Source organism: Desulfosporosinus sp. FKB, assembly GCF_002196705.1.
Lineage (GTDB): Bacteria > Bacillota > Desulfitobacteriia > Desulfitobacteriales > Desulfitobacteriaceae > Desulfosporosinus.
This window is the reverse complement of sequence record NZ_NADJ01000033.1, coordinates 71,227-84,046: the sequence shown is the minus strand read 5'-3', so window position 1 is coordinate 84,046 and position 12,820 is coordinate 71,227. Positions and strand designations below refer to the sequence as shown.

Here is a 12,820-nt window from a genome sequence, read left to right as displayed (position 1 = left end):
TCTTTTACTTCCTTTGACATTCTTCCGTTTTCTTTGACTATTAAAAATTATTTGCTTTTAATAACAAAACGCTCACTGAAAAGCTAAGTATTAGGAAGAATATGGTCCTGAAACCAACAACCTTTACTTTTCATATGAGTTTTTAGATGCTAAGATTTAAACCATAACTTGTCAGTGAACATTACAACGTAAACTTACAAGTGATAAAATTCATTAGGAGGTAACAAATGCAGCAGAATTATACATTTAATAAATGGAGTCAAAAACTTAAACTTTTAGCAGCCAGTACATTTATTCTTACAAACCTGGTAACTTTCACACCGACAGTCCAGGCTGCAACTCTCATGAAATTAGGCTCATCTGGTGATAATGTCGTAACCTTGCAAAAGGAATTAGTTAATTTAGGGTATACTGTCGGCCCAATCGACGGAATTTTTGGTTCCAAAACATTTTCAGCTGTAGAGAATTTTCAACAAAATGATCATCTCCAAGTTGATGGAATCGTTGGTCCGCTGACTCAAAGCGCCTTAGATAAGGACCAATCCATCCAAGCTTCCCAAGCCTCTGTCACAAACTCTCCTACAATTGATGGGATCATTGCCAAAGCCAACAGTCTGCTTGGAACACCTTATTTATGGGGCGGCACTACTCCCAATGGTTTTGACTGTTCCGGTTTTACTCAATATGTTTTCGCTTCCCAAGGTATAGATCTGCCTCGTACCAGCCAGGATCAGGCAAAAGTCGGGACTTCAGTGTCCTATGGAGACCTGAAACCTGGTGATTTAGTCTTTTTCTCCACGGCTGGAAACGGAACCATTGACCATGTAGGTATTTATCTCGGTAACTCGCAATTCATTAGTGCTACAACTCACAAAGGTGTGGCCATTTACCCACTGACTTTATCCTATTGGCTAAACGCCTATAAAGGAGCTCAACGGGTTTTATAATTCAAAGTTTTATAATTCAAAACAGAACAAAGTGAACTCGTTCAGCTAAAGCTGAACATCGGGGCTTCGGTGACGAAAGTGTCCTGTGGACACTTTTGCCGAAAACCTAGCCCATAACAATTCTATCGTGCAGAAGGGATGGACTCTACTCCCGCCGAAGCAGAGAACGGGAACCACTCCCACTTGTAGAAGTTAAAGTCTTACGAATGGATAATATTTGAATAGTATTCAAAAAGGACTGGGTATCCGGTCCTTTTCAATTTGTAATGATAATCCAGATCAGATGCCTCCCTCTAGAGAATGACGATCGATTGTTTCGGTCCTAAAAATTCTTGAAACTCCAAGAAGCCGGGCGAAGCAGTGAGTGTGGCAACAGGGTGCTGTTATCACCTTTGGCGGCATTTATTTGTCCTTGAGTAAGAAAAATACTCTTACTTAGATCAGCACCTCTTAGGTCTGCGTCACGAAAATCGGCGCCGATAAAATCTGTTCCGCTGAGGTCGACTCCTCTCAGGTCAGCAGCAATAAGATAAGCTCCCCTCAGATTGGCCCCTCTGAGATCAAACTTCCTTAAATCCTTACCAATAAGATCGGCTCCCCGTGAAAATGTCTTTCGCCGCCCTGCATGAACTTTTTGCTCCAGGCAGGCATCAGTGCGTACAAGTTCGCTGGCTTTTAAGAGCAGTACATTGACATCATCTCGAAGGGCAGCCACGTCAAGTTCCAGGACCAAATCTGGTCTCTGATCAGTCAAGGTTTCTATCTTCTCAAGCATGGCGCTGATTGCGCCGTGAATAGGAGAGGATGCCTTCAAGATCAGCGCTCCAGCTAAATACCAGAGTAATTCATGAAGCTGCCGCATAATTAGAAACACCTCAAACATTTGCTCTGCCGATTCCGGATCTTTCTGCCAATCCTTTCGGGCAAAGCTAATCTGGGAAACCTTTTGACCTGCTCCAAAACAGTCAAAAGCAAGACATCCTTTTAACCCGAGTTCCCGGAGATTTTTATGAACATGACAGAGAAAATTAGATTGCAGGTTAAGGCAGGGCTGACCTGCCTTTTTGTCGATTGGAAAACCTTCTGAAGCCGAAAAATAGAGCGCGACACAGCACAAACCAAAGCAATTTTCACAGTCGGCCCGTAGTTGAGGAAGAATTATATCTGACCATGAGGATGGATAGTCCCGATTGACAAATAACTTGTGAGTATTTTTTAAAGAGTTAATTTGATTTTTCATTGTGTATACCTCGTGCTTACCTCAAATTTATGTCGATAACTTGCCCATTAAAAACAGCCCTTCAAAAGGGCTGAGTGAACGTTACTTTTGACATTTTGGGCAATAGACCGTTGTGCGGCCAGCTAAACGCAAGCGTTGTAAAGTTTCACCACAAATACGGCAAGGGTCCCCCCCTCTGCCATAAACCTGGAGAGCCTGTTCAAACTGTCCCTTTTCCCCATTGGCATCTCGGTAATCCCTAAAAGAGGTCCCTCGGGCATCAATACCCGCTTGTAAGACGTCTTGAATGGCCTTATGCAGCCGCTTGATTTCCTCTTCCGCAAGAGTGTCCGCCTGACGCTGCGGAGATATTCCTGCTCGAAAAAGAGATTCATCCGCATAAATGTTCCCTAATCCGGCAAGAACATGTTGATCCAGTAAGGCGGCCTTAATGGCAACTCTTTTCTTAGCTAAACGATCCTTGAGCACGATTGGTGTAAATTCAGGATCTAAAGGTTCCGGACCAAGTTTACCAAGCGAGGACTCTTTGACACATAGTAAAGTAGGAATAGCTTGTATTCTGCCAAATTTCCGGACATCCGAAAAATGCACCTCACCATGCTCCAAAGTAAGGACTACATGGGTATGCTTTTCCGGTTCTCTATGTTCCGGATAATAATTAAGCCGCCCTGTCATGCGCATATGGGCGATTAAGGTCATCTCCTCATCCAAGCGGATGAGGAGATATTTTCCCCGCCGGTCAAGACCTGTTATGCGGCGTCCCAGGACTAGTTCTTTAAAACTTTTATCCTTCCAGCCACAAACAGCGGAGGGCCAAATAAGGGATATGTCTTTTATTCTTAAACCCTTAATGTGTGCTGCTAAAGTTCGTCGAATGGTTTCGACTTCTGGTAATTCCGGCATAACTACTCCTTATTATCATTAGGCTGATATGGCTTCATATCGTACCAATTTGGTCCGACTTTGCAATCAACTGTCATGGGAACTGATAAAGCAAAAGCATTTTCCATCGTTTCTTTTAAAATCAGAGCTGCCTTCTTTAAATCTTCCGGAGCAACTTGGAGCAGCAGTTCGTCATGGACCTGCAGGAGAACAGCAGCTCGATAGGGTTTTATCTCTTCTGCGACTTGAATCATTGCCAACTTCATAATATCTGCCGCAGTTCCCTGAACCGGTGTATTCATAGCGATCCGTTCTCCTAGCTGCCTTTGGGCCCTGTTAGCATGATATAATTCAGGAATCCGGCGCAGACGATTAAATAAAGTACGGACTTGTCCATCTTGTTTAGCTTGAGCGACAACGCTCTCCAAATAGTATTTTACGCCGCTGTAACGTTTAAAATATTGTTCAATATAAAACTTAGACTCTTTGCGGGGAATTCCCAAATCCCTGGACAAACCGAACTCGGTTAAGCCATAGACAAGCCCAAAATTGACAGCCTTGGCACTTCTACGCATATCTGAGGTAACAGCGTCCAGGGAAATTCCAAAAACTTCGGCGGCAGTTCTGGTATGAACATCTTGTCCTAAGGCAAAAGACTCGCAAAGGAGTGGATCTTGAGAATAGTGGGCTAAAATACGCAGTTCAATCTGAGAATAATCTGCGGAAAGAAGGAGATAACCCGGTTCAGTTGCGTGGAAGACTTTTCTTAACTGCCGCCCTTGCTCCAAGCGAATAGGGATGTTTTGCAAATTAGGCTCCGTACTGGACAGTCGTCCCGTTGCCGTAACGGTCTGCTGAAAGGTCGTATGAATTCTGCCCTCTTTCTCTTGGGCAAGTAAGCCATTGACATAGGTTGACATAAGTTTATTTAGCTGACGATAATCTAAAATTTTCCCGATAATCGGATGGGCTGAACGAAGCTCTTCCAACGTCTCAGCATCTGTGGAATACCCCGTTTTAGTCTTTTTAGCGGCAACTAATCCTAGTTTTTCAAACAATATCGTTCCTAACTGTTTCGGAGAATTAATGTTAAAGGACGTTTCTGCTAAATCATAGATGTCTTGTTCTAATTGTTTTAAGGTAATGCTGATTCCTTCACCGAAATGTTCCAATTGCTGAGTATCAATGCCAATCCCCTGACGCTCCATTTGAGCCAGGACCAGACTTAAAGGCTCTTCAATCGAATGCAGCAAATCTTCCAAGCCCAAAGTTTCGATGTCTTGTTGATATTTCGGAGCAACTTGGGCCAGAGCTGCAGCCTCCTCAGCGATACTATCAAAAGCATCTATCATAGGAACATATTCTTTGACTAAATCCAGGGGAGCAAACTTCGTGCGGGACGATTGGATCAAATAGGATGCTAAGCCAATGTCAAAGGACACTCCCTTTAAGCACTTGTTCTCGTTCCCAAGCAATAAGTCCACCGTTTTCGAATCAGCCAAAATCTTTGGAACTTGTTCATTTGCCAACAACTCAAGCCATGCCTCAGAAACCTTTGAGGATACTTCTTCTCGAGACAGTTTAAAGGTCTCCTCTGAAACAGCAGCTCCCCACTCAAGCCAGTGTCCCCCTTGCAGTCCGGTCTTCTCATAACGGCAAGTCAACGTGAGGGCAGTTTTTGAGTTTTGCCATTCCTCTATCTGAGTTAACCAACCTTCTTCAGAAAGCTCACGGACCGGCCAGGTTGCTAGGGACACTTCTGCAGTATCCTGCCTTGCCTCTTCATCCTTGGCGTGGCGCTCCTGCCATATGCGTGTGACATTTCTTAGATCGTATTTATTTAAAGCGGGAAGAACTTTATTAGCTTGAGGCCGACGATAAATAAAGTCCTCCAAAGAAAATTCCAGAGGAATCTCCGTTAACATCGTTGCTAAGGTTTTACTTAATCTTGCTTGGTCTGCATATTCCTTTAAACTGCTTTGCAATTTCTTCCCGGAGACCTTCTCGGCGTTCGCTAAAACACCCTCGACTGTTTCGTACTCCCAAAGCAATTTTAGGGCAGTTTTCTCCCCAACGCCCGGAACACCGGGAATATTATCTGAAGTGTCTCCCATCAGGCCCTTTAGATCGATAATTTGGTGAGGACGCAGCTGATAACGCTCCCACAAAGCATGCTCATCGTAGCATTCTACCTCGCTGATTCCCTTCTTCGTTAAATAAATATGGGTCTTAGGCGAGATCAATTGTAAAGCATCTCTATCACCAGTATAGACCTGAACCTGCATCCCCTGCGTTTCAGCTTGCTTTGTCACAGCCGCGATGAGATCATCCGCTTCGTAACCTGCAAGTTCCAGCATCGGCACGTCCAGTTCGGCAAGAATTTCTTTGAGATAGTCAAATTGCGGACGCAAACCTTCAGGAGTTGCTTTTCTCTGGGCTTTATACCCTGCATACTGCTCTATACGCACTGTTGCCTTGGTTTTATCAAAAGCTACCACCCAGTAGTCCGGATGTTGTTCTTGTTCTAAACGAAATAACATCGTCAAAAAACCCTGCAGCACATTGGTTGGGCGTCCATCGGATGTTGTTAGCAAAGGTAAAGCATAAAAAGCGCGATTCGCTAAGCTGTTTCCGTCTAATATCAGCATTTTCGGCATCGTGAAAACCCCTTTCTCTTCGCACTTTACTATATCATACCCACTTGTTTCTAACAAACACAACTGCTCTTGCAAAGGTGCTTAGCCTTTCTATTGACATTTTTTGATGTTGTTTTGCTCTGGGATCAGATGGAGTGCTACAATAAAAGTTAACATTAGTAAACCAATACTTCTTTCTCTCTTTCTTTGAGAATACCAATACCATCCGCTGCAATCATTCAAAGCCAGGGCCAATCAAAAATTTCAACAACGAAGGGGAACCTAGCGTGAAGTATAAGAATATGTATCTTTTGTTCAGTGTGCTTATTACTTTTGTCCTCCTCCTCTTTAGTACCCTCAAAGGAATATTTATAGGTTTTCCCCTGATTCTATGTTTTCTCAACTTTGCCGGCATCGCTCATCAACGAGGATATCCCCTTCGAGAGATTATGGGAATGTCTTACCGGGGCGGTAAAAAATCTCTCCTTGTTTTACGTATTCTTCTTCTTGTAGGTGCTATTACCTCCCTCTGGATAGCCTCTGGAACGACTCCGGCCATTCTTTATTATGGAATGCTCTGGATGAATCCCCACTTATTCATTATGTACGCTTTTCTGATCAGTTCCGCAGTTTCCTTTTTGCTGGGAACCTCCTTCGGCACCGTCAGCACTGTTGGCTTAGCTTTGATGATCATGGCGAAAAGCGGTCACATTGACAGTAATATCGCGGCAGGAGCCATTATTGCCGGAGCCTATTTTGGCGACCGCTGCTCCCCCATGTCCTCCAGTGCAAATTTAGTTGCTCATTTAACGCATTCCGACCTGTATGCAAATATCAAAGGCATGTTGCGAACAGGGACATTACCCTTTCTTCTCTCTGCCCTAGCCTATCTTGGATTATCAATCTGCCAACCGTTACGATTCACCGGGACCACGATGATAAACGAAATTTCTCTTCTATTTATCCTTCACTGGATTGTTTTGCTGCCTGCCCTGGCAATCTTGGTACTTGCTGTTTCCCGGGTTGACGTTAAAATCTCTATGGTTGTCAGTATTCTGCTGGCCATCATTATTAGTTTGAGAGTACAACATTATCATGTTCTTGAGATTCTTAAATTTGTTCTGTTTGGCTTCACTCTTCATGCCAACAGCCCTCTTTCCTCAATTCTTCAGGGCGGTGGTATCCTATCGATGTGGAAAGTCTCTGTGGTTGTTTACATATCCTGCTGTTGGGCCGGCCTTTTTGCCGAAACCGACATTTTAAAGGATTTAAACGAATTCCTTAGGACAATAAATTCGCCTTCCGCAAGATTTCTGATGACTACACTCATGAGTCTCCTCACCTCAATTCTCGGCTGCAGTCAAACAATCTCTATAGTTTTAACCCATTCCTTGATGAATGACGTTTATACCAACGGCCAATCATCAAGGACTCAATTAGCTCTTGACTTAGAAAATACGTCAGTCCCCTTAGCAGCAGTCATACCCTGGAACACGGCAGCCTTTGTGCCCTCTTCTACTCTAAATGTTAGTTTGACGGGATTCATCCCCTACGCCTTTTATCTTTATCTGTTACCTCTGACTCAAATAGTCTTCTCTAGGCTAATTAAATCCCTATCGTCACCAGTACATCATTTAAAGAAACCGAAAACGCTCTAAGTGAACTCATTCAGCTAAAGCTGAACACTCTACCCTCACTGTAGCAAGATATGAGAACCACTCCCACTTGGAGAAGTGAGAGTCTTACAATTGGCTGAAACTTAGTAAACAAGTCGAGACAATGTTGTCTCACAACTCAAAGTAAGGTTAATCGTTAATATGGATACTTAAAGTTTCTGGACAAAGAATATTCCGAGCAAACAATAAGGACTCTGTATGCATCGCAGTGTTCAGAGTCCTTTAAAAAAGCTGCTATTCTAATGTTTCTGTAAGGGGGAGCCAAACGCAAAAGGCAGTTCCTTCGTCAACAATACTATCGACCCTTATTGTACCGCCGTGAAGTTCCACAATTGATTTTGTAATTGCTAAGCCGAGCCCTGCACCCCCATATTTTCGAGTTCTGGAAGAATCGCTGCGATAAAAACGATCAAACAATTTTGGCAAATGTTTCTCAGAGATCCCTGAACCATTATCACGGATAGACAATTCAACGCCGCCCTTGACATTAATTAATGAAACTTTAATTTCACCTTTCTCAGAGTCGGTGTGTTGAACCGCATTATGAAAGAGATTCAAGATAACTTGTTTAAGACGGTCAACATCAAACCAACCCCTTAAATCAGACGACAGTTCTAAAATAACCTTCCGGTCTCCGGCCAATAATCTTAACTGGGGAGCCATTTCTTTAATAACTTCGTCCAAAACAACTTCTTTTCTCTGAATATTGGGTGAGCGGTCAAGTTTAGCCAATAAAAGAAGGTCTTCGACCAACTTCTTCATGCGTTCTGATTCTGCGTACATACTCTTTAAGGAACGATCAAGCATATCCGGTTGATTTACGGCACCGCGCAACAGTACCTCTAAAAAACCATGAATAGCCGTCAGGGGAGTGCGCAATTCATGAGAAGCGTCGGCAACAAAGCGGCGCATTTGCTCTTTGGACTCTATTTCCGCATCGAAGGATGACTCAAGCCGCTGCAGCATCCCGTTAAAGGAATTAGCCAAATGATCGATCTCAACTTGGCCTTGATCGACTGGTAAACGTTCAGCAAGATTTCCGGCATCAATTTGTTCCACCTTGTCAACCATGTTTGATAAAGGAACAAGGGTTTTTCTCAGCACGGGGATAAAGGCTAATATCCCAATAACAAGAGCGATTAGCGACACCCCTAGAAAAACAAGCAGTTGATGCAACATCATATTCTTTAGGGGTTTAGTACTGATGCTCACCTGAATTAGTTCCTGAGTATGATCTTTCGTTCGAATCGTTTGCAGAACGATGAGCTGCTCATTTTCCCCTGTTGGATTAACAATTTGATAGGATAGGTGATGTTCATCGCTTTGCAAAGCATTCTTATAGTCTTCCTCTGCTAAACGAGGAGATGTTCCCCCATCCCCGGAACCATTAGTAAGCTCTGTGAATGTCCCCTTCTGATCGATAAGGGCTATGTGGGCGTCTTGGAGCAAGAAGAAGGGTCCATGGCGATGAGGCTCCAACGAACTTGAATCCGTCGAGTTATTAGAATTATCCTTTGGAATGTCCGTGGTATCTTGACCGCTATTGGCCATCATCATCCAAGCATCAGGCGGGAGAGACTGAATCTGGCTCTGAATGCTTTTAGCCTGATTCTGATAAATAAACCCCTGCATGAAAATATATTGCAAGAATCCAATAACGATTAATAATCCAGCCAAAAGCATAAGGGAACCGGACAAGAGCTGAAAGCGCAGGGAATTAGGAACCATATAACGTCTCAGCCGAGTTTTTAAGATCATGATATGTCAACTCTGTATCCCGCTCCGCGTAACGTTCGAATTAAGCGATGTTCTTTGTCATTGAGTTTATCTCGCAAAGACCGAATATAAACCTCGACAATATTTTCGTCTCCGCCGAAATCATAGCCCCATACTTTATCTAAGATTTTCGCTTTACTCAAGACGATACCTTGATTCAGCACCATAAATTTGAGCAGTTCATATTCTGTAGTTGAAAGCTCCAGTACGCGCTGTTGGTAGAGAATTTCTTTACGCAGGTCATCGATGCGAAAGTCTCCGATGACTACCTCGCCCATAAGATTTGGAAATTGATTGCGTATTCGCGCTTGTATACGTGCTAAAAGTTCCTCAAAACTAAAAGGTTTCATCATATAATCATCCGCGCCCAAGGTCAGCCCTTTTACACGATCGTCAACTTCATCTTTCGCAGTAAGCATAATGATCGCTACATTTTCCGTCTTTTTAAGCATCCGGCATACTTCAAAGCCGTCCATTCCCGGCATCATAACATCCAGGATAATAATGTGGGGGTGAAACTCTTTAGCAAGGGTAACCGCTGTCATTCCATCCTGAGCCGTTTGGACCTCTAAGCCCTCATTCAGGAGTCCCATTTCTAAAAACTGCAAAATATTTGGTTCATCATCTACAAGAAGTATTTTTATACCTTTTAAGCTCTGCATTCCTAAGTCCTCCAAATCATAGAACCTTTTATTTAGACATCATTCTCAAAGATTTTAATTTATTTTCCTATATGCAGCTGAATTAATACTGAAGAGTTCCTGAAAGTTTGCTGAAGGAATAACAAAGTGCATATGTATAATAAAATAGAGCCCCTAAAGGCTCTTAATAATTTCATTTTGGTGGGCGAGGGGGGACTTGAACCCCCACATACTCACATATATCGGATTTTGAGACCGACGCGTCTGCCATTCCGCCACTCGCCCAAATCTTATTCGCGATGAAATAATACGACTTAGCTATAATAACTTATTTAAACATTTAAGTCAAGCCTTTTTTTGAGAATTAGACCGATTTTTCTTGGAACATTCCAATAGCCCGAAGTTTCTGGTACCGTTTTTCTTGCAGAGCTTCGGGAGACTCTGTCCTCAGACGAACAAGGTACTTGGCAATAACCTCTGACAATTCATCAGCGGTCTGCCTTAAGTTATAATGTGCTCCGCCTTGAGGTTCCCTGACTACTTCGTCCGCAACTCCCAATTTGAACAGATCCTGAGCCGTTATCTTCATGGCTCCCGCAGCTTCTTTAGCCTTTGATGTGTCTTTCCAAAGAATAGATGCGCAGCTTTCCGGAGCAATGACAGAGTAAAAGGAATTCTCCAGCATTAAAATGACGTTTCCTACCCCCAGTGCCAATGCGCCGCCGCTTCCACCCTCTCCGATAACCGTACAGATCACCGGTACATGGTACCCGGAAACAGCCAGCAAACATCTTGCAATAGCTTCACCTTGTCCCCGTTCTTCAGCTGCTAAATCGCAGGCCGCACCAGGGGTATCAATAAAGGTCAAAATCGGTCGCCCGAACTTCTCTGCTTGATCCATTAAGCGCAAGGCTTTGCGATACCCTTCAGGATGGGGCATACCGAAATTGCGCTTAATATTTTCCTTGGTGTCTTTTCCTTTAACTTGAGCAATCACCGTCACTGGTACACCTCGGAAGAAGGCCATCCCGCCGGCAATAGCCTGATCATCAGCATACAACCGGTCTCCCTTAAGTTCAATAAAATCGTCAAATAAGAGCGGCGCATAATCGTAGAAGTTTGGTCGCTCTGGATGTCGGGCAATCTGGACTTTTTGCCACGGTTCAAGATTGCCGTAAATTTCTTTCTTAAGAAGAGAGACTTTTTTCTCTAAGGTCTCTACTTCACGGGAAAGATCAATATCTTTTTCAGCAGAAAACTTTTGCAGTTCCGCTATTTTCCGTTCAAGTTCTATAATAGGTTTTTCAAATTCAAACAGTTGCGCCATGCTGAACCCCTTCCTGATGGTACCGCAACAAACGTGCCAGTGTAGACCGCATTTGAGCACGTTCTACAATAAGATCGATCAAACCGTGCATTTGGTTAAACTCAGCTGTTTGGGCTCCCGCCGGCAATTCTTGCCTCATTGTCTGCTTGATGACTCTCGGTCCGGTAAATCCTATTAAAGCATTCGGTTCAGCAATTAAAATATCACCAAGAGAAGCATAGCTGGCCGTGACCCCTCCAAAGGTCGGATCTGTAAGTACCGAAATATATAACAAATGATTTGCAGCTAAACGTCCCAAAGCTGCACTTGTCTTAGCCATTTGATAGAGAGAAAGAATTCCCTCTTGCATTCGGGCACCGCCGGAAGTAGAGAAAATGACCACGGGCAGGCGCAAATCAATCGCCCGTTCAACGGCACGAGCAATCTTTTCCCCAACTACAGACCCCATACTGCCCATCATGAAATTAGCTTCATTAAAAGCCAAAACAACAGGAATTCCCTCAATCATAGCCCGGCCTGTAAGAGCCCCTTCAATCATTCCCGCTTTTTCCTGAGCCTCAAGAAGTTTCTCGTCATAACCGGGAAACTCTAAAGGGTCAAGAGTAAGAATTTCCGAATCCCATTCTTCAAAGCTGTTTTCATCAGCAAGCAACGCTAAACGGGCTCGACCGGAAATTCGAAAATGATAGGAACAAGTTGTACAAACTCGCGCATTTTCCTCAAGATCTTTAATGAAAAGAACCTCACCGCATTTCGGACATTTTACCCACAACCCATCAGGCAGTTCTTTCTTAACAGTTTTAGGTTCTTGGCGTGCACCATCAGGCGTCGTACGCTTGGGAGCGGGAGTCGATTGAATCGTAACGTATTTCGTTTTTCGAAAGATATCTTTGAACATAGTTAGCTCCCTATTGCGCCAGTAATAATTTCATAGGCTTCATCTGCTTCAGATTCAGGTACAAGAATTTCCACTGAAGCATGATCCCCTAAATGCGCAGAACCAATGGGTCTTAATTGAACAAGCATTCCTTCGTCTGTGAGAATTGTTTTATATTTTTCCGCGATTAACTTGTTGGGTGCGATATAAATGACGGTCCACACAGTAATAGCCCCCTTATTAAATCCGTATTATGATACCATAGCCCAATTAATTGTGCAACAAAGGGCCCTATTATGAATCCTCATCACGAACTTCTGAGCGCAGATTGGAGAATTTGGCCATTAGAGCTTTTTCCACATTAGGCGTTACAAATTCTGTTACTCCGGCATGTAAGCTGGAGGCCCATTTAATAGCACTCGAACTAATAAAAGAATATTTGCTTTGCGTCATTAAGAAGACCGTTTCGATATCAGGAGCAATTTTTTTATTCATAAGGGCCAATTGAAACTCATATTCAAAGTCGGATAAAGCGCGCAGACCTCTCAAAATCGCCACAGCACCACATTTACGGGCAAATTCCACAGTTAAGCCCTCAAAAACACGAACATTTACATTGGGCATATCCTTTGTAGCTTCAAGAAGCAGCTCCATTCTCTCGCCAAGGGTAAACAGTGGCGCCTTTTTACTGTCGGCTGCTATGGCAATCGTTACCCCATCAAAAAGTTCTTTGCCACGAACTAAAATATCAAGATGCCCATTAGTGACCGGATCGAAGGTTCCCGGATAAATCGCTGTTCGCACATTCAATCTCCTTT

General features: G+C 43.5%; 11 protein-coding genes and 1 tRNA gene. 2 read left to right on the top strand and 10 right to left on the bottom strand.

Annotated features, from left to right (window positions below; genetic code table 11):
* Positions 1-227 precede the first annotated feature (227 nt).
* Entirely contained in the window at positions 228-947 is a 720-nt protein-coding gene (locus B5Y67_RS11440; protein ID WP_088226568.1) for an NlpC/P60 family protein, read from the top strand.
* 322 nt (positions 948-1,269) lie between these two features.
* Here the strand turns inward: B5Y67_RS11440 and B5Y67_RS11435 are convergent, their stop codons facing one another.
* From B5Y67_RS11435 to polA, 3 genes are all read right to left on the bottom strand, one after another.
* Positions 1,270-2,187: a pentapeptide repeat-containing protein gene (locus B5Y67_RS11435; RefSeq protein ID WP_088226567.1), complete on the bottom strand. Its 918-nt coding sequence runs from the start codon at positions 2,185-2,187 to the stop codon at positions 1,270-1,272.
* Positions 2,188-2,268: 81 nt separating this feature from the next.
* The gene (mutM, locus tag B5Y67_RS11430) at positions 2,269-3,090 is read right to left on the bottom strand and encodes a bifunctional DNA-formamidopyrimidine glycosylase/DNA-(apurinic or apyrimidinic site) lyase (RefSeq protein WP_088226566.1); all 822 of its coding nucleotides are present in this window, start codon (positions 3,088-3,090) and stop codon (positions 2,269-2,271) included.
* 2 nt (positions 3,091-3,092) lie between these two features.
* Positions 3,093-5,726: a DNA polymerase I gene (gene polA / locus B5Y67_RS11425; RefSeq protein ID WP_088226565.1), complete on the bottom strand. Its 2,634-nt coding sequence runs from the start codon at positions 5,724-5,726 to the stop codon at positions 3,093-3,095.
* Between the two features lie 266 nt (positions 5,727-5,992).
* On the opposite strand from polA, the gene B5Y67_RS11420 reads away from it, so the two are divergent.
* The gene (locus B5Y67_RS11420) at positions 5,993-7,363 is read left to right on the top strand and encodes a Na+/H+ antiporter NhaC family protein (RefSeq protein WP_242975940.1); all 1,371 of its coding nucleotides are present in this window, start codon (positions 5,993-5,995) and stop codon (positions 7,361-7,363) included.
* Positions 7,364-7,615: 252 nt separating this feature from the next.
* Here B5Y67_RS11420 and B5Y67_RS11415 read toward each other — a convergent pair whose 3' ends face one another.
* From B5Y67_RS11415 to coaD, 7 genes are all read right to left on the bottom strand, one after another.
* Positions 7,616-9,139 (bottom strand): ATP-binding protein, encoded by a 1,524-nt coding sequence (locus B5Y67_RS11415; protein WP_088226564.1) that lies wholly within the window; start codon positions 9,137-9,139, stop codon positions 7,616-7,618.
* Positions 9,136-9,819, bottom strand: coding sequence for a response regulator transcription factor (locus B5Y67_RS11410; protein ID WP_088226563.1), 684 nt, complete (start codon positions 9,817-9,819; stop codon positions 9,136-9,138). The genes B5Y67_RS11415 and B5Y67_RS11410 overlap by 4 nt, the downstream gene beginning before the upstream one ends.
* A 178-nt stretch (positions 9,820-9,997) precedes the next feature.
* Positions 9,998-10,083: transfer RNA gene (locus B5Y67_RS11405), tRNA-Leu, on the bottom strand.
* A gap of 79 nt (positions 10,084-10,162) precedes the next feature.
* Complete coding sequence (locus tag B5Y67_RS11400; RefSeq protein ID WP_088226562.1) at positions 10,163-11,125, bottom strand: acetyl-CoA carboxylase carboxyltransferase subunit alpha; 963 nt, start codon at positions 11,123-11,125, stop codon at positions 10,163-10,165.
* Positions 11,109-12,023 carry an acetyl-CoA carboxylase, carboxyltransferase subunit beta gene (gene accD / locus B5Y67_RS11395; RefSeq protein WP_088226561.1) on the bottom strand — a complete coding sequence of 305 codons (915 nt, stop codon included), beginning with the start codon at positions 12,021-12,023 and terminating at the stop codon, positions 11,109-11,111. The genes B5Y67_RS11400 and accD overlap by 17 nt, the downstream gene beginning before the upstream one ends.
* A gap of 2 nt (positions 12,024-12,025) precedes the next feature.
* Positions 12,026-12,226 carry a glutamate decarboxylase gene (locus tag B5Y67_RS11390; protein ID WP_047809209.1) on the bottom strand — a complete coding sequence of 67 codons (201 nt, stop codon included), beginning with the start codon at positions 12,224-12,226 and terminating at the stop codon, positions 12,026-12,028.
* Positions 12,227-12,296: 70 nt separating this feature from the next.
* Positions 12,297-12,806 carry a pantetheine-phosphate adenylyltransferase gene (gene coaD / locus B5Y67_RS11385; protein WP_088226560.1) on the bottom strand — a complete coding sequence of 170 codons (510 nt, stop codon included), beginning with the start codon at positions 12,804-12,806 and terminating at the stop codon, positions 12,297-12,299.
* Positions 12,807-12,820: the final 14 nt, after the last annotated feature.

Coding starts and splice junctions, on each gene's coding strand:
- polA (WP_088226565.1), bottom strand. CDS start 5,726: ATGCCGAAAATGCTGATATTAGACGGAAACAGCTTAGCGAATCGCGCT.
- B5Y67_RS11440 (WP_088226568.1), top strand. CDS start 228: ATGCAGCAGAATTATACATTTAATAAATGGAGTCAAAAACTTAAACTT.
- B5Y67_RS11435 (WP_088226567.1), bottom strand. CDS start 2,187: ATGAAAAATCAAATTAACTCTTTAAAAAATACTCACAAGTTATTTGTC.
- accD (WP_088226561.1), bottom strand. CDS start 12,023: ATGTTCAAAGATATCTTTCGAAAAACGAAATACGTTACGATTCAATCG.
- mutM (WP_088226566.1), bottom strand. CDS start 3,090: ATGCCGGAATTACCAGAAGTCGAAACCATTCGACGAACTTTAGCAGCA.
- B5Y67_RS11400 (WP_088226562.1), bottom strand. CDS start 11,125: ATGGCGCAACTGTTTGAATTTGAAAAACCTATTATAGAACTTGAACGG.
- B5Y67_RS11410 (WP_088226563.1), bottom strand. CDS start 9,819: ATGCAGAGCTTAAAAGGTATAAAAATACTTCTTGTAGATGATGAACCA.
- B5Y67_RS11415 (WP_088226564.1), bottom strand. CDS start 9,139: ATGATCTTAAAAACTCGGCTGAGACGTTATATGGTTCCTAATTCCCTG.